Origin of the sequence: Nitrosospira multiformis (assembly GCF_900103165.1) — a bacterium.
Lineage (GTDB): Bacteria > Pseudomonadota > Gammaproteobacteria > Burkholderiales > Nitrosomonadaceae > Nitrosospira > Nitrosospira multiformis_D.
On the sequence record NZ_FNKY01000001.1, the window covers coordinates 1,217,786 to 1,243,458 of the forward strand.

At 52.2% G+C, this 25,673-nt stretch carries 21 protein-coding genes; 11 read left to right on the forward strand and 10 right to left on the reverse strand.

Annotated elements, in window-relative coordinates; all coding sequences use genetic code 11:
* Nucleotides 1–138: 138 nt before the first annotated feature.
* The 3 genes from mfd to BLR00_RS05470 form a co-directional block, all read right to left on the reverse strand.
* Nucleotides 139–3,600, reverse strand: coding sequence for a transcription-repair coupling factor (mfd, locus tag BLR00_RS05460; protein WP_074631323.1), 3,462 nt, complete (start codon nt 3,598–3,600; stop codon nt 139–141).
* 468 nt (nt 3,601–4,068) lie between these two features.
* A complete protein-coding gene (recJ, locus tag BLR00_RS05465) occupies nt 4,069–5,868 on the reverse strand; it encodes a single-stranded-DNA-specific exonuclease RecJ (RefSeq protein ID WP_074631324.1) in 1,800 nt (599 codons plus the stop codon).
* A gap of 120 nt (nt 5,869–5,988) precedes the next feature.
* On the reverse strand, nt 5,989–7,242 hold the full coding sequence (locus BLR00_RS05470; RefSeq protein WP_081346652.1) for a DUF1207 domain-containing protein: 1,254 nt from the start codon (nt 7,240–7,242) through the stop codon (nt 5,989–5,991).
* A gap of 736 nt (nt 7,243–7,978) precedes the next feature.
* On the opposite strand from BLR00_RS05470, the gene BLR00_RS05475 reads away from it, so the two are divergent.
* The 3 genes from BLR00_RS05475 (at nt 7,979) to BLR00_RS16910 (ending at nt 9,609) form a co-directional block, all read left to right on the forward strand.
* Nucleotides 7,979–8,311 carry a DMT family transporter gene (locus BLR00_RS05475; protein WP_074631325.1) on the forward strand — a complete coding sequence of 111 codons (333 nt, stop codon included), beginning with the start codon at nt 7,979–7,981 and terminating at the stop codon, nt 8,309–8,311.
* An 858-nt stretch (nt 8,312–9,169) separates the two neighbouring features.
* Nucleotides 9,170–9,505: a hypothetical protein gene (locus BLR00_RS16905; protein ID WP_176759915.1), complete on the forward strand. Its 336-nt coding sequence runs from the start codon at nt 9,170–9,172 to the stop codon at nt 9,503–9,505.
* Nucleotides 9,475–9,609 carry a PEP-CTERM sorting domain-containing protein gene (locus BLR00_RS16910; protein ID WP_256324056.1) on the forward strand — a complete coding sequence of 45 codons (135 nt, stop codon included), beginning with the start codon at nt 9,475–9,477 and terminating at the stop codon, nt 9,607–9,609. Before BLR00_RS16905 ends, BLR00_RS16910 begins: the two co-directional genes overlap by 31 nt.
* A gap of 132 nt (nt 9,610–9,741) precedes the next feature.
* On the opposite strand, the gene BLR00_RS05490 is transcribed toward BLR00_RS16910, so the two are convergent.
* On the reverse strand, nt 9,742–11,223 hold the full coding sequence (locus BLR00_RS05490; protein WP_256324057.1) for a transglycosylase SLT domain-containing protein: 1,482 nt from the start codon (nt 11,221–11,223) through the stop codon (nt 9,742–9,744).
* A 131-nt stretch (nt 11,224–11,354) separates the two neighbouring features.
* A complete protein-coding gene (queF, locus tag BLR00_RS05495) occupies nt 11,355–11,774 on the reverse strand; it encodes a preQ(1) synthase (protein ID WP_074631326.1) in 420 nt (139 codons plus the stop codon).
* 114 nt (nt 11,775–11,888) lie between these two features.
* On the opposite strand from queF, the gene smc reads away from it, so the two are divergent.
* The 7 genes from smc to def all read left to right on the forward strand — a co-directional run bounded on the left by smc (nt 11,889) and on the right by def (nt 21,698).
* Nucleotides 11,889–15,431, forward strand: a complete 3,543-nt coding sequence (gene smc / locus BLR00_RS05500) for a chromosome segregation protein SMC (protein WP_074631328.1) — start codon at nt 11,889–11,891, stop codon at nt 15,429–15,431.
* A 14-nt stretch (nt 15,432–15,445) separates the two neighbouring features.
* Entirely contained in the window at nt 15,446–16,705 is a 1,260-nt protein-coding gene (locus tag BLR00_RS05505; protein ID WP_256324058.1) for a cell division protein ZipA C-terminal FtsZ-binding domain-containing protein, read from the forward strand.
* Nucleotides 16,706–18,793, forward strand: a complete 2,088-nt coding sequence (ligA, locus tag BLR00_RS05510) for an NAD-dependent DNA ligase LigA (protein ID WP_074631333.1) — start codon at nt 16,706–16,708, stop codon at nt 18,791–18,793.
* Nucleotides 18,794–18,805: 12 nt separating this feature from the next.
* Nucleotides 18,806–19,690: a UTP--glucose-1-phosphate uridylyltransferase GalU gene (galU, locus tag BLR00_RS05515; protein ID WP_074631335.1), complete on the forward strand. Its 885-nt coding sequence runs from the start codon at nt 18,806–18,808 to the stop codon at nt 19,688–19,690.
* 37 nt (nt 19,691–19,727) lie between these two features.
* A complete protein-coding gene (locus BLR00_RS05520) occupies nt 19,728–20,273 on the forward strand; it encodes a hypoxanthine-guanine phosphoribosyltransferase (RefSeq protein WP_074631339.1) in 546 nt (181 codons plus the stop codon).
* A 155-nt stretch (nt 20,274–20,428) separates the two neighbouring features.
* A complete protein-coding gene (locus BLR00_RS05525) occupies nt 20,429–21,175 on the forward strand; it encodes an S-methyl-5'-thioinosine phosphorylase (protein ID WP_074631340.1) in 747 nt (248 codons plus the stop codon).
* Nucleotides 21,165–21,698: a peptide deformylase gene (def, locus tag BLR00_RS05530; protein WP_074631342.1), complete on the forward strand. Its 534-nt coding sequence runs from the start codon at nt 21,165–21,167 to the stop codon at nt 21,696–21,698. The genes BLR00_RS05525 and def overlap by 11 nt, the downstream gene beginning before the upstream one ends.
* A gap of 24 nt (nt 21,699–21,722) precedes the next feature.
* On the opposite strand, the gene BLR00_RS05535 is transcribed toward def, so the two are convergent.
* The 5 genes from BLR00_RS05535 to BLR00_RS05560 form a co-directional block, all read right to left on the reverse strand.
* Nucleotides 21,723–22,331, reverse strand: coding sequence for a shikimate kinase (locus BLR00_RS05535; RefSeq protein WP_074631344.1), 609 nt, complete (start codon nt 22,329–22,331; stop codon nt 21,723–21,725).
* 228 nt (nt 22,332–22,559) lie between these two features.
* Nucleotides 22,560–22,844 carry an EF-hand domain-containing protein gene (locus BLR00_RS05545; RefSeq protein ID WP_074631348.1) on the reverse strand — a complete coding sequence of 95 codons (285 nt, stop codon included), beginning with the start codon at nt 22,842–22,844 and terminating at the stop codon, nt 22,560–22,562.
* Between the two features lie 210 nt (nt 22,845–23,054).
* Complete coding sequence (locus BLR00_RS05550) at nt 23,055–23,420, reverse strand: hypothetical protein (RefSeq protein WP_074631350.1); 366 nt, start codon at nt 23,418–23,420, stop codon at nt 23,055–23,057.
* Nucleotides 23,417–23,785 (reverse strand): phage holin family protein, encoded by a 369-nt coding sequence (locus BLR00_RS05555; RefSeq protein WP_074631352.1) that lies wholly within the window; start codon nt 23,783–23,785, stop codon nt 23,417–23,419. The genes BLR00_RS05550 and BLR00_RS05555 overlap by 4 nt, the downstream gene beginning before the upstream one ends.
* 42 nt (nt 23,786–23,827) lie before the next feature.
* On the reverse strand, nt 23,828–24,241 hold the full coding sequence (locus BLR00_RS05560) for an ElaB/YgaM/YqjD family protein (protein WP_074634151.1): 414 nt from the start codon (nt 24,239–24,241) through the stop codon (nt 23,828–23,830).
* A gap of 661 nt (nt 24,242–24,902) precedes the next feature.
* Between BLR00_RS05560 and rpsB the strand changes: the two genes are divergently transcribed.
* Nucleotides 24,903–25,643, forward strand: a complete 741-nt coding sequence (gene rpsB, locus BLR00_RS05565) for a 30S ribosomal protein S2 (protein ID WP_074631354.1) — start codon at nt 24,903–24,905, stop codon at nt 25,641–25,643.
* The last annotated feature ends 30 nt before the right edge of the window (nt 25,644–25,673 follow it).

A 25,673-nucleotide genomic window follows, 5' to 3' on the forward strand; every position in this document is an offset into this window, starting at 1 on the left:
GCAGGATTATTTTTCCTGAAGGCAGCGATTCTACGCTTGAAAGTCCTACTGAAAAAATCCTATAGCGGTTCTCAATATGCGCCGGAATCGTACGGGAATGCAATACGGATTTTAAGCATATTTGATTTTACGGGACTTTCATTTACTTAACTCTGTGATCAAGTTCTTTATTCGTTTTACCCGTTCCACCACCCCCGTAATCTTTACCTTTATTTTCAAGCGATCGGGGCCTGAAAGTTCATATTCGCGGCTGCGTTGAATAAGTGCGATGATTTTAGCGACATCTACCGGTGGATCGGGGATAAATTGTACCTGGATATACTCAATGCCAGCTTCTACCCGGGTGATTCCCAATGGCTTGGCGGCGGCGCGCAGGCGATGGCAGTCCAGCAATGCTCTGACAGGATCCGGCAAAAGGCCGAAGCGATCGATCAATTCACTTTGCATGTCATCCAGCTGCTCATCGCTTGTGCAATTGGCCAGGCGTTTGTACAGTGTCAGGCGCTCATGCACGTCACTGCAATACTCCTCCGGCAACAAGGCGGGTACATGCAGGTTAATCTCGGTCGCGACTCCCAGGGGATGCTGGATATCGGGTTCTTTACCCTCTTTCAATGATCGAACGGCGGCATCCAGCATGGTGGTATAGAGACTGAAGCCAATTTCCTGCATTTCGCCGCTTTGGGATTCACCCAGCACTTCCCCGGCACCCCGGATTTCCAGGTCGTGCATGGCGAGGTAGAAGCCTGCTCCCAACTCTTCCATTGTTTGAATGGCTTCGAGACGCTTTCTGGCTTGTGTGCCCAGCGCCTCTTCCTCCGGTACTAGAAGGTAGGCATAGGCCTGATGATGTGAGCGCCCCACTCGCCCGCGCAACTGATGCAATTGGGCAAGGCCGAATCTGTCCGCGCGATTGATGATGATGGTGTTGGCCGTGGGGATGTCAATGCCGGTCTCGATGATGGTGGTGCAAAGCAACAGATTAAAACGCTGCTGATAGAAATCCTTCATCACGTGTTCCAACTCGCGTTCGCGCATTTGTCCATGGGCGATCTGTATGCGCGCTTCGGGCAATAACCGGACAAGCTTGTCATATATCAGCGGAATGGTGCCTATTTCGTTGTGCAGAAAATATATTTGGCCGCCACGTTTTAGTTCTCGCAGGCACGCCTCGCGGATGACCCCCTCGGAAAGGCGGCTGACAAAAGTTTTGATTGCAAGCCGCCGCTGCGGTGCGGTGGCAATCACGGAAAAGTCGCGCAGGCCCTCCAGCGACATCGCAAGCGTACGGGGAATGGGTGTCGCGGTAAGTGTCAGTACATCGACTTCAGCGCGTAGATTCTTCAGTTGCTCCTTTTGGCGCACGCCAAAGCGATGCTCCTCGTCAATGATGACCAGGCCCAGATTCTTGAATTTCACCCCTTTTTGAATCAGTTTATGGGTGCCAATGACAATTTCTATTTGCCCATTGGCCAGTCCATTCAATGCCTGGGTTTGCTCTTTGGCTGAACGGAAACGTGACAGCTCCGCAATTTTTATTGGCCACTCCTCCGCAATCAGACTGAAGCGATCGGAGAAATTCTGGAAGTGTTGCTCGGCCAGTAACGTGGTAGGCACCAGCACCGCAACCTGTTTGCCATCGGCAACAGCGACGAACGCGGCGCGCAACGCCACTTCGGTTTTACCAAAACCTACGTCGCCACAGATCAATCGGTCCATCGGCTTACCTGAAGTCAGATCCTCGATCACTGCCTCAATCGCAGCTGCCTGATCGGGTGTTTCCTCGAAGCCGAAGCCCTCGACAAAGGCTTCATAATCATGTTGCCTGAAACCAAACGCATGGCCCAGACGAGCGGTCCGCTGAGCATACAGATTGAGCAGTTCCGCAGCGGTATCGCGCACCTGCTGCATCGCTTTGCGCTTGGCTTTGTCCCATTGGCCGCTGCCGAGTTTATGCAGCGGTGCGGCTTCGGGCGCCGCCCCGCTATATCGCCCGATAAGATGCAGTTGCGAGACCGGTACGTAAAGTTTGTCTCCTCCCTCGTATTCCAGCGATAAAAACTCGGTTGCGCCTTCTCCCAGATCCATGCTTATCAGCCCAAGGTAACGGCCAATGCCATGTTGTTCATGTACCACCGGATCACCGGATTTGATTTCGGAGAGATCGCGCAGCATTGCATCACCCACCGCTGTAGCTTTACGCGAATCACGTTCACGGCGGCCGTGCAGATGTCTTGCGTAGAGTTCACTTTCGGTAATGAAGGCCATGCCCTCAGCGGATAGTATGAACCCGTTATGCAACGGCGCAACGCTGAGCATAAAGGATTGGGTGCTTGCCAGAAATTGTGCGTAACCATCGCAAATATCAGGGGATAGCCCATATTGCTTCAGGTGATCCAGGATCAACTCCCGTCTACCAAGGCTTTCCGCCAGCAGCAATGTTCGCCCCGCCGGCGATTGGAAGCTGGCGGTGAATTCCGGAATGAACCTGGCAAGCCTCTCCGCGGGATTGTCAGCGCGGCGGTCGATTTGCAGGGGCGGCAGCAAACGGGTCAAATTCTGGGCATTGAGATCCGTGCCTTGAATTTCGGATGGGATTTCAACACGAGGATAAGGCTTTAGCGCGCCAAAAAAAGCATCCGTCGTGACAAACAATTCTCCCGGTGGTAGAAGCGGCCGGTCATGGTCGCCGCGTAGCAACTGATAGCGTGATTGCGTGTCATGCCAAAAGCTCTCGACTGCCGGGTAGATATCATGGTGGAGGCATAGCGGCATCGTTTGTGGCAAGTAGTCGAACAGCGTCGCAGTATGGGCAAAAAATAGCGGCAAGTAATACTCAATCCCCGCGGGTGCGACACCTTTGCTTACATCCTTGTAAATGCGGCTCCGTGACGGATCGCCTTCAAATTTTTCGCGGAAATTGCTTCGAAAACAAGCACGGCCCTCTTCGTCAAAAGGGAATTCACGCGCCGGCAATAACCGTATTTCGGTGACGGGATAGACGCTTCTTTGCGTATCCACGTCGAACGTGCGGATGGTTTCGATTTCATCGTCCAGTAAATCAATGCGGTAAGGCAGCGGACTGCCCATCGGGAACAGATCAATCAGACCGCCACGCAAGCTGTATTCTCCTGGCGATAGCACTTGAGTGACATGAGTGTAACCCGCCAGAGTCATCTGGCTGCGCAGCGCGCTTAGATTGAGCGTTTCTCCCCGCTTAAGAAAAAAAGTGTGCGCAGCAAGATATTCTCGCGGCGGCATGCGATATAGCGCGGTGGTGACGGGTACGATTAATATATCGCAGGCGCCGCTCATGAGCTGATAAAGCGTGGAGAGCCGCTCGGAAATCAGGTCGTGGTGGGGTGAGAAGGTGTCGTATGGCAGTGTCTCCCAATCCGGCAGCAGATGAGTTTTCAGTTCGGGTGAAAAAAAAGGTATCTCTTCCAGTAATCTTTGCGCGGCAAGCGCGCTCGCCGTAATAATCGCTATCGGTTTTGCCTGCTGTGCCAGCTGTGCGAGCGCGAGCGCATCGCAAGAGCCGTCGAAATGGGGATAGCGAATTGTTGATCTGGGTGCGGGAATCGTCAGCTTGAGTGGCATCTGCGGATACTATTGTCTGTTATCGATGGGCAGCGAATGATAAACCTAAATCCGGCAGTTGATCGCTCATTTAATAGATCAGTGTTGTGATTAATAACAATATTTCGTATTATTTTACGCTTACCTTTTGGGTGAGTCCGCTACAGGGCAGATTGCACGGTTTTTACGGCGCATGGCAGCGTTGCAACTCCTTGGAATGGAATGACCATTCCGCGTCGTTGCGCCTCGCTCTGCACCCCAAAAACCGCACACTCCGCCCCGTCCAACTGCCGGATTTAGGATAAACGCCATCGCTCCCCATTGAAAAGAAGTTTATGTGTCAGTGATCGGGCCGGCGTCCGGTATGGCTGGTTGACTGTTGCAGGAAAAGTGGCGCCGCTGTTCATCCGGTTCAACAGGCTGATCAAGGGACGAGAGGCAGATGGCAAAATGAGCACGTCAAGGTTCTTGCCTTTCAGGAACCGATAATCAGGCGCCAGTGCTTAAAGCGGATGGAAACCAGTAATCCAGAATGAATTGCAGGGTGGAGCCGCCGTTGAACTCATTCATTTCCAACCGATAAACCGCATCTATCGTTTCCGGAAGCGGAGTCGTGTGAAAGAACAGCATGGCGTCATAGAGACGGCCTGATTTGTTCGATTCGCGCTCTCCGGGCCGTGTTTCCTGTTTCCTCAATTTTAACTTCAGATGCTTCTCTCCGACTATTCGCTGCGTTTCCACCCGGAAGCAGGCATTGAATGCGGGCTGGGTGAAGCCCTGCCCCCACACCTGTTCCGTAAGACGCCGTACCAGTTCCGGACTCAACTCGGACTCATCCAGGCTCCCGTCGGTTTCGATAACCAGCGTGAGGTCGGCCGGGGTAAGCAATGTCTGCGCGATTTGCTCGAAAGCATCACGAAATTTTTCGAAATCGCTGGCGCGTACTGTCAGCCCCGCCGCCGCCGCGTGGCCCCCAAACTTGAGCAGCAGGCCTGGGTAACGCTTGGAAACCAGATCCAATGAGTCCCGCAGATGGAACCCTGTAATGGATCTCCCCGAGCCTTTTATTTCGCCGTCGCCGCCAGGTGCAAATGCAATAACGGGGCGATGGAATTTGTCCTTTATGCGCGATGCGAGTATGCCGATCACGCCCTGGTGCCAACCCGGATTGAACAGGCTCAAGCTATGGGTATTCAGAGTCTTGCCAGTGGCGTTTTGCGTCGCATTATGCATAGGCTGCGTGGAAAGCGCGGTCTCCAGCATAACCAGTGCGCTGTCCTGCATGTCCGATTCGATTTCCCGGCGTTGACGATTAAGCGCGTCGAGTTGCAAGGCAATTTGCGAGGCGCGAGATTCGTCCTCGGTGATGAGGCACTCAATGCCCAGTGCCATATCGTCCAGCCGTCCCGCGGCATTCAATCTCGGCCCAAGCATGAAACCCAGTTCGTAGGTGGAGGTCCGCCGGAAATCCCGCCGCGCGACTTGCATCAGTGCGTTGATACCCGCGCAGCCATGTCCTCTGCGGATGCGTTGCAAGCCTTGCTGCACCAGGATACGATTGTTGTCATCAAGCTTCACTACATCGGCCACGGTGCCCAATGCAACCAGGTCAAGCAGGCTGGCCAGATTAGGTTCTTTTTGGGGAGGTGCAAATATTCCTCTAGCGCGCAGCACCGCCCGCAGCGCCAGCATCAGGTAAAATATCACGCCCACTCCGGCAAGATGCTTACTGGGAAAATCACAGCCGCGTTGATTGGGATTTACAATAACGGCGGCGTCTGGCAGTTCATCCCCAGGCAGATGATGGTCGGTCACAAATACTTGCATGCCGAGACGATTGGCTTCCGCCACCCCTTCCACGCTGGCGATGCCATTATCCACCGTTATGAGGATGTCCGGACGATTCGTGGTAGCGGCGGCAAGCCGTACGATTTCCGGCGTGAGGCCATAACCATATTCGAAACGATTGGGAACAAGATAATCCACTATCGCGCCAAATTTTCTCAGTGCACGTATGCCAACAGCACAAGCGGTGGCGCCATCCGAGTCATAATCGGCAATAATCAGCAGGCGCTTCCGCGCAAGGATTGCGTCGGCCAGGCGCACCGCCATGGTGGAAACGTTCTTCAGACGCTCAAATGGAATCAGTCGCGACAATTCCATGTCGAGTTGATTCGGCTCTTCGATGCCACGCGCAGCGTAAACGCGAGCCAGTACTGGATGTAAGCCACTTCGGACAAGCGTATCGAAGGTATGCGACGGATAATTGCGAATAATGATATTGGGCATGCACTAGAGATTGAAACCTTTAATTTTCTAGTATAACGCCTGCCGCTTTATTCGCGTTCCTTTCCAATCCTCTGCGACGGGAAAGAACACTCGTCATCCATTCATCTATACAAATTGAATTCAAAAATGGTAGTGCGCTCCGATACCGAGATATTCGACCCTTTCCCTATAAAACTGGCCGGTTGGAGAATTGCCGTGAAAATACTCCACGAGAAACTGGAGCTTGCGGCCGAATGCTTGAAAATTATCGAATTGCACGCCGGCTCGGGCGGATACGTCGAGGTTCCAATTGTTTTGTTCCCAGTTTTTCATATCCACCGCCAGAATCGGTCGCATTGCCGCGAACTCAATACGCCAGGGGCTTCTGAACTCAACGCCATAGTGTATTAACCAGGGCTTGATTGTCGATGGCTGTTTGTGAAAAATACCGCCCCCACCACCGTATACCCGCAATCCATACGGGAGTTCGTACGAAAGCTTGAGATCAGCCCCCTCGTAGCTGAGATTTATGCGCTCCACGGTGGTACGCAGCAGGAACTCATCGCCAAGATGCGAGCTTTGATGGAAGATACGGCCAAATGCGGAAAATTGACGTGCGCGAACACTTGCGTAAACCGATGCAATAAAATCTGTGTTGATGAGGTCGGATGAGCGTGCATCCAGGTTGAAGTCACTGAAGACACCGGCCTGCAGACCTGTCTCCCATTGCACAATGGACTTCCCCAGATTGGCCCGATAAAACGGTATCGTTTCACCAAAACTGACCGCTCCATTGTTGTTTCCGTCAATATTATCCCCGATATAATTGCGGTAGGCGGCTGAGAAGTGAGCCCATCGCGGATCAGCCAGTAATGGTTTAAACAGGTGCCCGGTGGGTAGAAAGCCCGTCGCAAAAACGGTTGTATTTGTTTCGGATGAACTTTCGGGAGCGCTCCGGATGCCTGGCGCTGCAGGATCGGCTATAACCTGCTGATGGGCGCTTTCCAGCTTTTTATCCGCTGCTTGCTCGGTTTGAACAGGGTTGGGCGCTATAACCTCTTTGCCGGTGCCTTCCAGCGCTATTACTCCGGTAACTCCGGGGATTTCCGATAACGTCTGCAAAATTCGTGTTCGGTCTTCTGGCGTTAAATCACCTACCGGCACCGTAATAACGCCATTTCGTACCACCAGGGAGGAGAGATCGAGCTTGAAATCACGTTTGAGGGCCCCTGCGGCGTAACCCGCAATATAGGAATCATCGGGTATTGCGGCGCTGCCAACGGACGGGTGAAATAAAATGGCCGCAATGATTGGTAAGAACCATGAAGCATCCGTCATCTTTTTGCCGTACAGCCTGAATAACCAGGAGAGTGTGAGCATTTTTTTTCTTGGCATTTTTCACCTCTTGTTAAATGATCTGAGAAACGGTTTTTTTTAGTTTGAATGAATTGGTAATCGAGAAAGTTTAATGAAAAGATGGGATTGGGGTCGGTACGTTGCCACACAAAGCATTGTTATTATCGATGATTGAGATTGCCGTGCCTGGCCCTTTATTCGGGTCGACTGATAATCTCATTTCGCTAAAGTCAATGATGTTCTTCGTTATTAATCGCAGGAATGCTTTTACTCTGTTCAGCAGGACACGCGACCAGGTGAAAGCTTTCTCTAGGGCCTGTTAACACTTATTTTGCACCCGCGTTGCTACACAAAAAACACGGAGGCAAGGCGCGAAGCGCAGGCCATAGTAGGCCTATGGCCAAGCTTCGCAACGCGGCATCCGCGTTTTTTGTGCGCAACCCGAAGGGACGGGACGGATTTCATCCAGCCCTTCGTTACTCGCCGCTTACGGAAGCCTGCTCCGCCGCGCGGCTCATGCCTCGTGCTGGATGAAATCCGTCGCCATCGCGGGTGCAAAATAAGTGTTAACAGGCCCTAGATGAACAGCCATCTCAGCATGTTGCTGAGACAAGGGGAAACCTGCTTGCGAATTTCTGCTAAATTACAGAAACTGATGCCATCAATTTAATGTAATCCCCTATCACTCTATCGCGAGTTTCTGTCTCTATTTGATAGGGGAGTGATATTGAATTTGTGGATTTTGGCCGGCGTCCATTTGTGAAGGAGCACAGCAATGAAGCAGTGGCTTTTCCTCTCCATCGCAATCGTCAGCGAAGTGGTGGCGACCTCCGCCTTGAAGGCGAGCAATGGTTTCACACAATTGTGGCCCTCGCTTTTAGTGGTGGCAGGTTATGCTATTGCCTTTTTCTTTCTGTCGTTGACCTTGCGCACTATTCCGGTGGGAGTTGCCTACGCTATCTGGTCCGGCGCCGGTATCGTACTTATCGCGCTCATCGCCTGGCTGGTTTTTGGACAATCACTTGATATCCCGGCTATCATTGGACTGGCGCTTATCATTGCCGGGGTGGTCGTTTTGCAATTATTTTCCAAGTCGGCTGTACATTAGCTGCCGGATTTAAAGGAAATTGCCCTAAAAAAGATATTCCGGACCAAACCGCTTGCCTGGGCCAATGGAACTGCCACTGGCTTCAAAATCCTCAAAGTCCTTCCTCACCCGATTGCTCATTCGCCTGAATTCTTCAAATCCGGTTGGCTGCGAGGTGTACTAATGTCCAATTGTGCCTTTAGCCAGAATTGCTACGATGCAAACATACTCAACGCTGAGTTTCAGCGTAATAGCTCTGGCATCGGAATCTTCATATCATGGACACAGCAAAATTTTTATTTCAGGCAGCGGCATTGCTGATCGTTTTATTTTCAGCGAGCGCTCACGCTATCCCAATATTGCAAGTCAATGGGGCGAGTGCTGCGAATGAAGATATTTATTCCGCGAAGTACAGTATGAGCCGCCCGGAAGCTGATAACGTATTATTTCCTGTGAATTCTTCCGTATGGAGTGAGAACGCTAATAAGAATAATCTGCTAGATAATTTTAGCGGGCTCAGTTTGCTTTATGGCCTCTACTCAGCCTTTGCAGCGCCGTTGCTGAGTTCGCCCGCTGCCGGTTTCACGATTTTCGATCTCCCCTTGGGCAAGATCGCCGCAAACGATGAAGATATCGGATCAAGCGAGGATGAAAATACAATTATTGGTTTCTTTGCTACCCTGGGCCTCGGTTCGATGGACTGGGGGCCAGATGGAGGAAGCCCGGAGGCCGCTGGCCAGCAGGCTCAATCGGATCAGACCCACAACTCCTCCCCGGCGCCGCGTGGTCCGAGAGGCGATTGCCTGCAACGGCATCATGGGCAGTCGCAAAAGACCGGCTTACGGGACGATGGCCTTTGTCCCGGAGGGACTGGCCTAGGTGGCGCGGGTAGCAGAGGAGGTGGCCGTACCCTCTCCGCTGGGAGCAATGGTGGTTCTGGTGGCGGCGGCGCTGGCGGTGGCGGTTCTGGCGGTGGTGGTTCTGGTGGTGGTGGTTCTGGTGGTGGTTCTGGCGGTCCCGGTTCTGGCGGTCCCGGTTCTGGTGGACCTGGTTCTGGTGGACCTGGTTCTGGCGGCCCCGGTTCCGGTGGACCTGGTTCCGGTGGACCTGGTTCCGGTGGACCTGGTTCCGGTGGTCCTGGTAGTCCTGATCCCGTTGATCCTCCCAGTACTATTCCCGAGGAAGTGGGCACCGTTCCGGAACCAGCGACGCTAGCGCTTCTCGGTCTTGGCCTCGCGAGCATGTATGCCATGCGCAGTCGTAGGAAAATACCCGGGCGAGCCAATCATCTTGACGGGATTCATAGCGAAAGCGTCTAAGGAACTTCAGGATAAGTCATTGCCGTTTGGGGAGGAGCATCGGACCAGCCTGTATTTCGCCGCTTTTTTGGCCGATAGAATTAATTGTTTCTCGCTTCGGTCTTCAAGTCCGGTAGGCGGCTGGCAGCAACGTCACATACTCTTTTTTGCGGGGAGGGCGCTTTTCTCTGACGAGCGAAGGGGTGTTCTGTCAAACGGGGTATGCTTGAGCACGAGTTTCTGGCCGATCAGGAGCCGTTCGGTACCGTCATTCCATGCCTTTATTTGTGCCACAGTAACACCGTAACGCTGGGCGATACCGAATAGCGCATCACCTTTTTTGACGGTATAGACGAAATCGCGTTCGAAGATTCTTGGTGCAACAGGTTTGTTGTTCATGATTGAAATATCCGCACCATCAGCGCGACCGTTAAACGGTACCAGCAACGTCTGCCCCGGCATTATCCTGCTGTGTCCGTTTATGTCATTGATTTCTTTCAGCCGCTGTACACTAATGCCGTACCGCACTGAGATTTTCTCGGCGGTTTCTCCTTTTTTTGCCTGGTAGGCTTGCCACGACACCAGGGGTTTGTCATGATTCCTCAGATTCTCAGTAAAAATGTCTACTTTATCTACCGGCAGCAGCAGGATGCGCGATCCATCGACATTTATGACGGGGCGGTTGTGGGCGGGATTAAGCGCGTTAAACTCGTCCACGGAAATATCCGCAAGGTTTGCCGCAAGTTTTACATCCATATGGCGAGTTGCCGGGACTTCCTCGAAATAAGGCTGGTTAGGCACAGATTCAAGCTCGATACCAAAGATTGCCGGATTGGAGATGATATTTTTTATGGCGATCAATCGAGGCACATAGCTCTGGGTTTCGGGTGGCAATTTGATATTCCGGAAATCCATCGGCAACCCATTGTCGCGGTTTTTCATGAGTGAGCGCCCCACTGCGCCTTCGCCCCAGTTGTATGAAGCCAGCGCAAGTTCCCAATCGCCAAACATGCTATAGAGGTTCTGTAAATAATCCAGCGCGGCGCGCGTGGCTGCGACAATATCCCGCCTGTCATCATGCCACCAGTTCTGTTTTAAGCCGTAGTTCTTGCCAGTGGATGGAATAAATTGCCAAATGCCGGAGGCATGGCTACGAGAATAAGCCTTGGGATTGAAAGCGCTTTCAATAATAGGCAGCAAAGCGATCTCGGCGGGCATGCGGCGGCGCTCCACCTCCTCAACAATATGAAACAGGTAGCGTTTACTGCGTTCAATAATGCGTTTTACGTATTTGGGGTTATTGACGTAGAAATCCTCCCCATTGCGCACCTCATCGCTATCCATTTCAGCCATGGCGAAACCGCTGCGTATACGCTCCCATAAATCGCCTGGAGGCGCGGGTATTACGGCGGCGGAATCGTCTGATTCGTTCGTTTCTTCGGAGAGTACGTCAATTTTGCTTTCTGCGATGGGAGTATCTTCGAATTTTTCGTGTGCTTCCGCCGGGATAGATTGAGAAATTGGCCGTTCAGCGGGATTCGCCCCATATGCTGTAACATTTGCGGTTGCCAGCGCCAGGCTGACAACCAGGAACGCTATGGATTGTTGTATTTGCGGGCTTCCGGCTAGTGGCATGACCATCCTGTAAGATCTGTAACTTTGAATGTAGCGTAGGCTGATTTCAAAAATTGGCAGAGCTGAGGAGAGCTTCTCGATAACGCATAGGCAAAATAAACGCGGAATCTTCATCATTACTCCCTGGCAATTTATCCGCGTGTTGTAGACTGACCCTCAAACTTACCCAGCTCTACTAACGGTAAAGGTTTCCATCCTGATTTGCGGTGTTCCACGATGATATTGGTGAAGATGCCGCCACGTACAAAAAATTTGGCGGTGAGACGCAGATATCTTGGTTTTAACGCGGCGGTCAGGTCATCGACAATACGGTTCGTAACAGCCTCATGGAATGCGTTCTCGTTACGATAAGACCAGATATAAAGCTTAAGGCTCTTAAGCTCGATGCATCTTTTGTCCGGAATGTAGTCGAGGATCAGGGTGGCGAAATCCGGTTGCCCGGTCTTTGGACAGAGGCAGGTAAACTCCGGAATTTCCATGTGAATATGGTAATCTCGCGCCGGTGTGGGGTTGGGGAAGATTTCCAGTTCTTTTGTGGGACGACTGGGCATTCTCTTATCTCGGTCAAATCGGTTAGAATGGTCTGCGCCCAAGTGAGACCTTTCAGGAACGACGTTAAGATTTTACGTTGGGCTGCACAATTATAACTGTTTGCGAACGATAAATTGCGTCTCTCTCATATCAAACTCGCAGGTTTCAAGTCCTTTGTTGATCCCACAGAAATTCCTGTTCCCGGTGATCTGGTCGGGGTTGTGGGCCCCAATGGGTGCGGCAAATCCAATGTAATCGACGCGGTGCGCTGGGTTCTGGGCGAATCGCGGGCATCCGCGTTACGCGGCGAATCCATGCAGGACGTTATTTTCAACGGTTCCGCCAATCGTAAACCGGTGGGCCGCGCAAGCGTGGAGCTGATGTTTGACAATCATCTCGGTAAGGCGGCGGGGCAGTGGTCGAGCTATGCGGAGATTTGCATCAAGCGGGTGCTACAGCGGGATGGCGAATCGACTTACCACATCAATAATATTCATGTACGCCGCCGCGACATTGCCGATATCTTTCTCGGCACCGGCATAGGCGGCCGTGGTTACGCCATAATCGAGCAGGGCATGATCTCTCGTATTATTGAGGCAAAGCCCGAGGAGTTGCGTATATTTCTTGAGGAGGCGGCAGGGATATCAAAATACCGCGAGCGTCGCCGCGAAACGGAGTCGCGTCTGGCAGATACGCGTGAAAACCTTTTGCGGATGAGCGATATTTGCCAGGAACTGCAAAAACAGTTGCTGCATCTGGAAGAGCAGGCCGGGATTGCCTGTCAGTTCAAAGATATGACAGCCCGGCTACACACGGCGCAGAACCTTTTGTGGCAAGCCCGCAAACAGGAAGCTGCCATGCAGCGTACCGCCGTGGAAAAAGAGTCCCAGTTTCTGCAAACAGCTCTCGAATTCGAAACCGCGAACCTGCGTGAAGCGGAAAAGCGCCTGGAAGCTAAGCGCGCTCAACATTATGCCATCGGTGACAGCCTGCATGAGGCTCAGGGCGAGCTTTACGCCGCCAACGCGGAAGTCGCGCGTATCGAACAGCAGATACGGCACCTGCGCGAAAATCATCAGCGTATGGAACAACAAATCACCATGGTCAGGGGTCAGCTTGAACACCATGAAAAACAGGTGGAGGATGCGGGTGACAGCTTGAATCACTGGCATGGAGAGCTTGAACGCGCGCACCTGGCTCGCGAGGCCGGTAAGCAAAAAGCCGAGACGGAAAATGAGAAACTGCCGCAGGCGGATTCCGCTTTTCGCTTGTGCCAGGGAAAACTGGCTGAAACTCAGCGCAACCTGCTCCTGGCTGAGCAGGCTGGGCAATTGGAAGAAAGCCATCGTGTTTATGCCGAAAAAACCTTTCAGCAGCTTGAAGCGCGCCGCACAAAATTAATGTCGGAGCGAGATACCCTGCTCCAGCCAAATGTTGAAGAGTTATCCCATTTGCACAGGGAGACGGAAGACACCGCAACCGGCTTGAAACAGAAACAAGAAGTGCTTGCGCAAACCGAGAGCCTGTTGCTGGCCGCGAATGAGGCCCAACGTGAATTGGCGCGGAAAGCGCAGGTGCTGGAGCAACAGATTACCCAGACGGAAGCCCGGTTCAATGCCTTGCAGCGCTTGCAGCATCGGCTCGAAGGCAGCCAGGGGTTAAATGCATGGCTTGTCAAGCATCAACTGGATGCGGCACCGCGTTTATGGCAAAGCCTCCAGATCGAGAAAGGGTGGGAAGATGCGCTTGAAGCGGTACTGCGGGAGCGTCTTAACAGTGCGCGGCTGGAACAATTGGAAGCGGCGCATGACTGGGTAGGTGATTCGCCTCCCGGAAAATGGGCGTTGTTTGAATGCGCAAGATTGCCGGTACAGGGCGAGTACGCAAATGATATGGCGGAGGGCAGGGAAGGCTGGATGTCGTTACATCGCTACCTGACTTGCGACAACGCGGGAATAAAACCTGTGCTGGATGAATGGTTGAGCGGGATATTTGTGATAGAAGGGGTGCGGGACGGTCTTTTGCAGCGAGCGAAACTTTCTCCTGGTGAAATGCTGGTTACACGTGAAGGCCATATTTTTACGCGTCACAGCCTTACTTATTATGCGCCGGATTCACAATTGCATGGGGTGCTGGCGCGGCAACGGGAGATGGCCCAGATTAAAATCGAAACGGACGCGCTGAGCGCCCGCCTCTCGGTCGAAGGCTCTGCCCTGGAGGCGGCGCAAGAAGATTGCCGCGAACTGGAATCCTCCGTATCGCGTTTACGTTATGACGCCGGACAACTCCAGCAAGAGCACCATAATGCGCAAATGCAAGCATTGAAGCTCACTCAGTTGGCTGAGCGCGCCAACCAGCGCCGGAGTCAGATCGATACAGAGTTGGCGGAAATCGGTCAACAGGCGGTCGCGGAAACCGCCCGGATGCAGGATGCCGAAACAAAACTGGCGGAATATCGAGTCCAGATTGGAGTTTTGCGGGAACAGGAGCAAAAGGAAAAGCTGGCGAGTGAAGCGGCAGAACAGTTTCTGCACGCTCAGCGTCAGCTCGCGCAGAATGCGGTGAAGGAGGTGCAGGAAGCTGCGTTTCATGAAAAAACCTGTCAGAATAAAATTGCCGAGGTGGAGAATTCCGTCCAACTCATCAACGAGAATGCCGTTGAACTCAGAGACAATCTGGAAAAATTGCTGAATGATCAAAGCGGTTTTGATGAAAGTCCGCTGAATGATCACCTTCAGGAATGGTTATCATTGCGAGAACAACGGGAACGGAAGCTGGCGGCGGTTCGCAATGCCCTGGAAAGCGCGTCCGGTGATTTGCGCGGAATAGAGCAGGAGCGCATGACTTCCGAGCAAAAGTTGCACCCGTTGCGGGAATCCATTAACAACGCTCGCCTCAAGGAACAGGAAGCAAGGATTACCGAAAATCAGTTTAGCGCGCAGTTAAAAGAGGCGGGGGCGGACGAGGAGGAATTGATACGGGTGCTCGGGAAAACGCGGCCTTCCTCCTTGCAGGCCGAGATTAACCGCCTCAATATCGAGATAACTGCCTTAGGCGCGGTTAATCTCGGCGCACTGGAGGAATTGCAATCTGCCCAGGCACGTAAAACCTATCTCGATTCGCAATCTCAGGATCTAAAAGAAGCAGTGGAGACTCTGGAAAATGCAATTCGACGGATTGACCGTGAAACCCGTGAACGTCTGCTGGAGACCGTCGACAAGGTGAATGGTCACCTGAATGAATTGTTCCCCACCATATTCGGCGGCGGACAGGCGAAGCTGATATTGAAGGGCGAGGAGATTCTTGACTCGGGTGTACAGATCTTTGCGCAGCCGCCGGGCAAGAAGAACAGCTCCATTCATTTGCTGTCTGGCGGTGAAAAAGCCCTGACCGCGCTGGCGCTCGTGTTCTCACTGTTCCAGTTGAATCCGGCTCCATTCTGTTTGCTGGATGAGGTGGATGCGCCGCTCGACGACAGTAATACTGAACGTTTCTGCAATCTCGTGAAGAGAATGTCGCGTCACACCCAGTTTGTGTTCATCAGCCACAATAAAATCACGATGGAGATGGCGCAACAATTGATAGGTGTCACCATGCAGGAACAGGGCGTCTCGCGCGTGGTTGCGGTAGAGATCGAAGAAGCCGTCAGACTGAACGATGTAGCCATGGCGACCTGACCGGCATGACGGATATGAGCGAATTGCAGATCAGCCTGATTGCCATTGGTTTCGTGGTGGTGCTCGGTGTGGTTTTCTTTAACTGGATGCAGCAGCGGCGCTACCGCCGGGGCGCGGAAGAAGCCTTCGCACGCAAACATGAAGATATACTGTTAAAGACAAAGGCGGATGCCTCAGTCGCGGACGATGAACGGGTCGAACCGCAACTCGGTAAGGAATTATTGCGGGAATTGCAGGGAGAGCCGGGCGGAGGACCTGAACCGGTGGAAATTACGGAGCCGGATCTGAACGTTACCTCCGTAGCGGCCATACCAGATGGCTCTTCGGTTACGTCGGCTGGTTCGGCCACGTCAGCCGATTCGACCATATCAGCCGGTTTGATCGCATCAGCCAACTCAACCACCTCAATCAGTTCGGCCACCTCGCATGAACAGACGCCTGCCAGTCATGTTCATGTTGTGGATGCGGTCGATTATATCGCTAACATCCGTGCCAAAACATTCATCGCAGATGCGGAACTGGCAGAGGTATTACAGCGGAAATTCGATTTCAGCAAACCGGTGCGATGGCTGGGGCAAAGAACTGTAGAGTCGTCTTGGGAAGAAATCACGATAGAGACCCTTGGTAAGGGTGGCTATATTAGCTTGAGGGGCTGCCTGCAACTTGCCGATCGTGCCGGTCCTGTGAGCGAAGTAAGCTTATCCGAGTTCCAGGACATGGTGCAAAACTTCGCGACGCGCGTGAATGCGGTTGCGGACTGTCCCAATGCTCGCCAGGCATACGCGCAGGCATTATCGCTGGACCAATTCTGCGCGGAAGTGGATGTCATGATAGGCATCAACATTATCAGCAGGGATAATAGTGTATTTACCGGTGCCAAGATCCAGGTTTTAGCGGAAGCATCGGGTTTCAAACTGGGGGCCAATGGTGTGTTCAGTTCCCGCGACGAAAACAACGCTTTATTGTTTTCCCTCAATAATCATGAATCCTCTCCATTTCTTCCCGATAGCATGCGAACGGTTACTACTCATGGCATTACTTTTCTGCTTGACGTGCCCCGTGTGGCAAACGGCGAAAATATTTTTGATGAGATGATGCATCTCGCCGGGATTTTCTCTGACACCCTGGGGGGTATTATGGTCGATGATAATCATATGCCCCTGAGTGATAGCGGTATTGGCAAAATCAGACAACAGTTGAGTGCCATTCAATCCATGATGCTGGCACGCAGGATTCCGGCCGGCGGCGAGATTGCGTTGAGGCTGTTTGCGTGAATGAACATTCCTGATCACATCAGGCATCAGGCACATAACCTGCGCAATACAATCGAACTGCATAACTATCAGTATTACGCACTGGATGCGCCAGTTATTCCGGATGCTGAATACGACCGCCTGTTTCGAGAGTTGCAGGAACTTGAACAACGCTATCCCCAGCTCATTACACCGGATTCTCCTACGCAGCGCATAGGTGCTGCGCCGCTCAAGGAATTTCCGAAAATTGTTCATCGTACACCCATGCTCTCGCTCAATAATGCGTTTGAGGCGGCGGAGGTGGACGCATTCGACCGGCGTGTGCGTCAGACCCTTGGGGTGGACAGCGTGGAATACATGGTGGAGCCAAAATTTGATGGGCTTGCCGTTAGCCTTCGGTACGAGAATGGGATATTTACCACCGGCGCAACCCGTGGCGATGGATACATCGGCGAAGACGTCACTTTGAATTTGCGTACCGTCAAATCCATTCCCTTGCATCTGCATGGCGGCTTGAGTAGTGGCTCCCCACCTGCCCTGCTTGAGGTGCGGGGCGAAGTGTTGATGCTGAAAGCCGATTTCGAGAAACTTAACCAGCAACAGCGTGAAAAAAATGAGAGAGAGTTCATCAATCCTCGCAATGCCGCGGCCGGTTCGCTGCGGCAGCTTGATCCCGGTATGACCGCTAATCGCAGGCTTACGTTCCTTGCGTACGGCATTGGCGCGGATCCCGATGGAAATGTGCCGCATGATAAACAAAGCCGCATAATGGATTATCTGGCGTCGCTACGTTTTCCGGTGGCTCGTGAGGGTAGCGTGGTGAATGGGGTGGCGGCATTGATGGAATATCACCGTGAAATAGAAGGGATGCGTGAATGCCTGCCTTACGACATAGATGGCACCGTATATAAGGTGAATGATCTGGCTCAGCAGGAAAAGCTCGGGTTTGTTTCCCGAGCTCCCCGATTTGCCGTGGCGCACAAATTTCCGGCGCAGGAAGCGATAACCGAAGTGCTGGGAATCAATGTCCAGGTGGGTAGAACCGGCACATTGACCCCGGTTGCGCGACTGAAGCCGGTATTTGTGGGGGGTGTCACCGTCACTAACGCGACACTGCACAACGAGGATGAAATCAGGCGCAAGGATGTGATGATCGGCGATAGCGTGATTGTGCGACGGGCGGGTGATGTGATTCCTGAAGTGGTGGCTGTACAGAAGGAGAAGCGATCGGGGCATGTCAAATCGTTTGTCATGCCCGGTCACTGTCCGGTTTGCGGTGCCAAAGCAGTACGCTTGCCGGGAGAAGCAGTGACGCGCTGTACCGGTGGACTGTTTTGTCCAGCGCAGCGAAAACAGGCGATCCTGCATTATGCATCGCGTCGTGCCATGAATATTGATGGCCTGGGAGAGAAGCTGGTGGAGCAACTGGTGGATAACGCCATTATCAGAACGCCCGCGGATCTTTATAGACTGGGCATTGCCGCGCTTGCAGCCCTGGAGCGCATGGCGGAGAAATCGGCGGGTAACATAATAAACGCTATCGAGAAAAGCAAGCATACTACGCTGGCCAGGTTTATTTATTCACTCGGTATCCGCAACGTTGGCGAGACCACGGCCAAAGACCTGACCCGGTATTTTGGAAACCTCGATCGATTAATGGCGGCGGATAGGGAAGTCTTGCAGCAAGTCCCGGATGTCGGTCCGGTGGTAGCCGAGAGCATTGCCGATTTTTTTGCCGAGCGACACAATCTCGAAGTCATCGAGCAATTGCGTGCCGGGGGTGTACGGTGGGAAGAAGGCTCGGGCATGCAGCAGGCGGAGGCGGGCTCCGGTGTCAGCCTGGGCAAGCTCGGAGGCAAAACTTTCGTATTGACGGGAACCTTGCCTAATCTTTCCCGGGAAGATGCCAAGGAAAAGATTGAAGCATTGGGTGGGAAAGTCTCGGGGAGTGTTTCGAGAAAAACCGATTATATAGTGGCCGGTGCTGATCCTGGCAGCAAGTATGACAAGGCGGTCGAGCTGCGGATAACCATCCTCGACGAAACAGGGCTGTTACAATTAATGCAGGATTCACAGACTGACGGACGTTCAATTTCTGAAAACCCTTAATCGAGTAAGCTTATGCCAAAAATAACCAAGGCCGTTTTCCCCGTAGCAGGTATGGGTACCCGTTTTCTGCCAGCCACCAAGGCCAGTCCCAAGGAAATGATGCCTATCGTGGATAAACCGCTGATTCAGTATGCGGTGGATGAAGCCATTGCGGCGGGCATTACAGAAATGATTTTCATCACGGGACGTAACAAGCGCGCAATCGAAGATCACTTCGATAAGGCTTACGAAATGGAAACGGAGCTGGAAGCACGGGGCAGGCATGAGACGCTGAAAATACTGCGAAGCATTCTGCCGAAAAATATTTCCTGCATCTATATCCGGCAGTCGGAAGCCCTGGGATTGGGCCATGCGGTATTGTGCGCGCGTCCTGCGGTGGGTAACGAGCCGTTCGCGGTGCTGCTGGCAGACGACTTGCTGGTTGGTGATGAGCCAATCATGCAGCAGATGACCGGGGTATATGAACAAAACGGCTGTTCGATACTGGCCGTGCAAAATGTCGAACCGGCAGACACGGTGAATTACGGTATCGTGAGATGCGGGCCGGGAATGAATAGGCTTCATCCTATTACAGGTATGGTGGAAAAACCTGCACCTGAAAAAGCACCCTCGACCCTGGGCGTGGTGGGCCGTTATATTCTCACGCCGAAAATCTTTAATCATCTGGAACAAATCGAACCGGGTGCAGGTGGAGAAATTCAGTTGACTGACGGCATAGCGTCGCTGTTACAGGAAGAACGGGCGCTTGCTTACGAATTCTCCGGAATCCGTTATGACTGTGGAACCAAGATAGGTTATCTCAAGGCGACTATCGCGCTGGCGCTTACGCATCCCGGAGTAGGCAGGGAGTTTGCGCAATATCTGGATACGTACGGCCGTCGCAATCCCTCTGCATGATTGCAGGCCTCCTGTCGTTTTGCCTGGTATCGTATTGATGTTATCTTCCGAAGAAGCCACGAGAATACTCGGCGCAGCGGAGCAGATATATTCCGCTGCCGACGTATCACGGACCGTCCGGCGCATGGCAGCGGATATCACTATGCAGCTGTCGGGAAAATATCCATTGGTGTTAAGTGTAATGGGGGGTGCGGTGGTATTTACTGGACAACTGTTGCCGCTCCTGGAATTTCCGCTTAATTTCGATTATCTGCACGTCAGCCGCTATGATAATGAAATCCGGGGTGGCAAAATCAGCTGGAAGGTGACTCCTCATGAAAATGTGCGAGATAGAGTGGTGCTGGTTCTGGATGACGTTCTCGATGAAGGAATTACGCTTGCGGCGATCCGCGACTGGATCATGAGTCATGATGCGGCAGCATTTTACAGCGCGGTTTTTGCCGAGAAGGATCTCGACAAACCCAAGCCGATCAATGCGGATTTTGTGGGGGTCGTATTGCCAAATCGCTATGCATTTGGTTTTGGAATGGATATCCACGGCGCATGGAGAAATTTGCCGGCGATTTATGCATTGAAGGATTGAACCTGAATCCGGTGATTAAACGCTCATTCTGGTAGATAGTATTATGATTAATAGTAATATTTAATATTATTTGAACCCATATTCCGGGTTTGAAAGTTTGAGTTTTTCGCGGTTTCCTGATACCCGTATTTTCTTCACAATTGGCTTCTGAAAGTATGCTTGCAATCATAGGTGGCACCGGTATGGCCCAACTCGCCTGCCTGGAAATATCGCATCGACAGATTATGAGAACCCCCTATGGCGAACCATCCGGTCCGTTGACTTTTGGAAAAATCAATGATCATGAGGTGGTATTCCTTGCGCGCCATGGCTATGGCCACACTATCCCGCCGCATGCAGTGAATTACCGTGCCAATCTGTGGGCGTTACAATCATTGAACCTTTCCCGAGTGATATCTGTTGCGTCGGTGGGCGGGATTCACGCTGATTTCACGCCTGGTACGGCCGCTATTCCGGACCAGATAATTGATTACACCCATAGCCGCAAGTATACTTATTATGACGGTACAGACAGGCCCGTTACCCATATTGATTTTACCGAGCCTTATTGCCCGATAACGCGGAGAAGCCTGCTGGAAGCGGCAAAACGGGCAAATGAAAAAGTTATCGACGGTGGTGTCTATGGCGCCACCCAGGGGCCACGTCTGGAAACCGCCGCGGAAATCAACCGGTTGGAGCGGGACGGAGTTGACATGGTGGGTATGACCGGCATGCCGGAAGCGGCATTGGCAAAAGAACTAGGTCTCTGCTATGCGACTATCGCAGTCGTGGCAAATTATGCCGCAGGTCGTGCAACGAGTGCTCATGCCATCCGTCTGGAGGACGCTCATGCTGTTCTGGAAAAAGCGATGGTAGGTGTCAGAAATATTCTCGAATGGGTGGTAGAGCTCGATGTCGATTAAACCAGTATTGAGAATGGGTGATCCACGTTTGCTGGAAGTGGCCGGCAAAGTGAAGAAATTCGGCACACCCGAACTCAACGAACTCATTCAGGACATGCATGACACGATGGAAGCGCTGAATGGCGCGGGGCTTGCCGCACCGCAGATTGGAATCAGCCTTCAAGTCGTGATATTCGGCGTGAAGCGCAATCCACGTTATCCCGATGCGGAAGAAGTGCCTTATACCGTGCTGATAAATCCCGAGGTGGCACCTCTCACGCAAGAAATGGAACAGGATTGGGAGGGCTGCCTGAGCGTACCCGGTATGCGTGGTATGGTGCCACGCTTTACCAGACTTCGCTACCGGGGCCTGGATCAATATGGCGGATCCATCGATCGCGAGGTTGACGGATTTCACGCCCGTGTTGTGCAACATGAATGCGATCACCTGCAGGGCATCCTCTACCCCATGCGAATCACGGACTTTCGTACATTCGGCTTTACCGACGTTTTGTTTCCGGATCAGGCACCCATGGACGAGTAGGGAAAAGATCTCCGCCAGAAATAGTCAGCCGTTCTGGCTAATTTGTTTTTTATCCATTATCAAATCAGAACAGGCCAGTTGCTGTGCTAACAATTGGGCCAGATGACGGGCGCTTCGTTTCCCGCTCTCGACAATGATATGTGCTGTCTCCCGGTAAAGCGGGTCACGCTGGGCATAAAGTTCGGCCAATTTCCGGCGAGGATCTGAAGTTTGAAGTAATGGCCGATTTTTGTCCTGCCGGGTGCGCCGCCACAAGTCATCCACTGTCGCCCTCAGATAAATTACCGTGCCGCCGCGCTTTAACATCTCACGGTTTTCGATATTCAGCACTGCGCCGCCCCCTGTGGCAAGCACGATATTTTCGCTTTTCAGCAGTTCCGCTAACATTTCGGTTTCACGCTTGCGGAAACCAGCTTCTCCTTCAATTTCAAATATTACCGGGATGCTGACCCCAGTGCGTTTCTGAATCTCCCGATCCGAGTCAAAAAAAGTTTTGTCCAGAAAGTGAGCCAGTAACTTGCCGATGGTAGTTTTCCCCGCGCCCATCATACCCACCAGGAAAATATTGCCGCTTGCCTCATTTGCGTCATCCGCGGTTTTTTCTGACGCCAGTGTTGCATATGTGGAATTCATGCGCGTAATTGTAGCGGAAATACCCTGGATCGCGCATAGACAAAACGTGCTTGAGCTGGAGAGCCAAGTACTTTTTCTTGTAATCAGCACTGGTATGAAGGGCCGCGGGCGCAATGACCCGATTATGATTTACACGAGAGAATCAAGACCAGATTCCGGTCTGTGGAACCGGCAATGCGGTGGAGAAAGAATGACGTGGAAGAAAAAGATTTAAAGAAACTCTCTTTGTTAGTCCGGCTGAATGGGCGGTGTCGCGCTGAACTCGTCTTTGTTCAATCTGCCATCCCGGTCAATATCCAGACTCTTGAAAATCCTGGCGGGCATATTTTGCTCCTCCGCTTCTTTCGCGCTTATGTAGCCGTCCTTGTCCGTATCGTATAATTCCCAGGGCGGGCTCGTATTTTTTTCTTTGGGTCCCACAGACGTTTCCGCATGAGCCAGAGAAGAGATACCGACAATTAATATTGCCGATAATTGTACTGTTTTCTTTTGGAACGCCGGGAAGTGATTCATTGCATCTCCTGAATAATTACCGTAAGGGATATGGATAAGCAGCGCTCAATTCATCAAAAGGTAGATTATTATTAAAACTGACGCAGGTACGCCTAAAATCCAGGCGAGAAAATATTTACCCATGATAGTTCTCCCGAAAAAGGCCTGAGACGATATATTTCAGGATATTACATTTCCATGGTGTGCTTAAACTGTACTACGCGGCTCGCATCATGGAAGGCGTTCCCGCGAGCGCGGGTTGTGCGAGCGTAACAAATGTACCACTGAGGGCAGTACCTGCCGTATCATCAATGTTCTGGCCTTGTTGCCCAGTAGTCCTGCCGTAATGCCGGCGCCGCCTCTTGCCGCTTTGCGTAAGGAGCCGCGCGGCATTATCGCCAGCACGGCCACCAGGCCCAAAGCAGCGGAATAGGGGTGGCGCGTTAAAAACTTGAACGTATGGCTGCGCGGGAATGCGTCCAAGGTATCGGCGGGAATATTCTCATCCGGATGGCTGAATGTGGACCGATAGACATCCCGGCTGGCATGCATCCGATCCAGCAGTATTTTTCTCTCGTCTTCGAGGGAAGCGCTCATACCACATCCTTCATCAGCTTGACATCCTGCCGTATTTCGTCACGCAGGGTATCAAAGGTGGAAGCAGGACGTGTCTTATCTTGACTGCCCATATAAGCCACGAAGGCGATCAAGGCATAACAGGCCATTACTCCCCATGCGGCGGCCGCTCGATAAGGTGTATCCCAGCAAGTAATTATGATGGCCAAGCCCAAAAAAATCAGGCTCAAGGCAGCGAAAAGCGTCACTATCACAAAGCTGATTATCCGTTTTTTCAAGCTCTGTCCTTGAATCTCAACGGATATTCTTATCAATTCAAGGTAATCGTCGACACGTTCCAGCGCAATGGCGGCTAGGCGCCTGGCTTTCCTGATGGTCTCAAACATGGCGATTTTGTCTCGACTGACGTGCCGGGGCACCAGGAGAAATTAGCGACGCGTAATCAACACGCCGAGCAGAAAGCCCGCGAATGCCGCATAACCGACCGATTGCATGGGATGCTCTTTCACGTAGTCCTTGGAATACTCAACGCCATGATCGAACTGCTCGCGGGCGTCATTCGCCATCTCGGTCGCCGCTTCCCTGGTGGAAGCAATTTTTTCCAGCAGCTTTTCCTTGGCTTCTTCCACTTCGGTTTCCGATAAACTGGAGAGACGGGAGATCAGATCGCTCAGATCGGCACGGAGATGGGCCAATTCCTCGCTGGCAACGACGCCCGCCCGCTTGCCAGCCGATCTGGCAGCGTCTCCCACCTTATATGCTGCCGTACCTGCCCGCTGTGCCATATGCTTCACCTCGGCTTGTGCTTCATCCGCTTTGGTCCTGGAAGTATTGGTTGCCATGGTTAACTCCTTTTTGTAATAGAAAGTATGCTGTATATCAGCATGAGACACCAGTTTCCCGCAATTGGCAATTCCGGTATGTACGTTGACACACATAATCCTGAATCCGGCAGTTGGACGGGGCGGAGTGTGCGGTTTTTGGGGTGCAGGGCAAGGCGCAACGACGCGGAATGGTCATTCCATTCCAAGGAGTTGCAACACTGCCATGCGCCGTAAAAACCGTGCAATCTGCCCTGTAGCGAACTCACCCAGAAGGTGAGCGTAAAATAATACGAAATATTGTTATTAATCACAACACTGATCTATTAAATGAGCGGTCAACTGCCGGATTCAGGATAATCAAATCGATTTGTATGGATTCGATTACCTCATCTGTATTTCGTTACTATACACGTTAGATCCGTTGCAATCGATAAGCCGGGTCGATTGATGGAAGAAAGGCATTTTAGAGTTCCGAGAGTGCATGTTCTGATTTCCTCAGGTTCAAATTGAGTGAACCCCGCAACAATGCTATAATGCCGCGCTAATCTGGCTTTGCGTCGCTTATCCCATTCCGGGTTCAGCTTAAATCCCAGATTAAATTCACATACCTGCCTATTCCAAGGGTGCTCTCTTATAGAGCGACTATGGCGGGTAGAGGCTCAACCCAAAGGAGAAGTTCATGTCAGTAACCATGCGGCAAATGCTGGAAGCGGGCGTTCATTTTGGACATCAGACCCGTTTCTGGAATCCCAGAATGGCTCAGTATATTTTCGGCCATCGTAACAAGATACACATCATTAATCTGGAAAAAACCCTGGCGATGTACCAAGATGCGATGAAATACGTGCGTCAGCTATCCGCCAACAAGGGAACCATCCTTTTCGTCGGCACCAAGCGTCAGGCGCGGGACATCGTACGAGAGGAAGCACTCCGCTGCGGAGCCCCCTATGTCGATCAGCGCTGGCTCGGCGGGATGCTGACCAATTTCAAGACGATAAAACAATCCGTCAAGCGCCTGCATGATATGGAAGCGATGGTGGAGGACGGCACGCTAGATAAACTTTCCAAAAAAGAAGCGCTGGATATTCAGCGCGAACTGGAGAAACTCAATCGTAGCCTGGGTGGCATCAAGGATATGAAGGGAATCCCCGATGCCATGTTCGTAATTGATGTGGGTTATCAGAAAGGCGCAATCACCGAAGCCAAAAAATTGGGTATCCCCATGGTGGGTGTTGTTGATACCAACCACAGTCCCGAGGGATTGGATTACATAATTCCCGGCAATGACGATTCCAGCCAGGCCATACGCCTGTATGCACGAGGGGTGGCTGATGCGATTCTGGAAGGACGCAACCAGATTGTTCAGGAAATCATCACAAACGAATTTGTGGAGACGGACGAGACAACAGCCGCGGAATAGCAATCAGCTTAGGCTATGAATTGCGAGCAG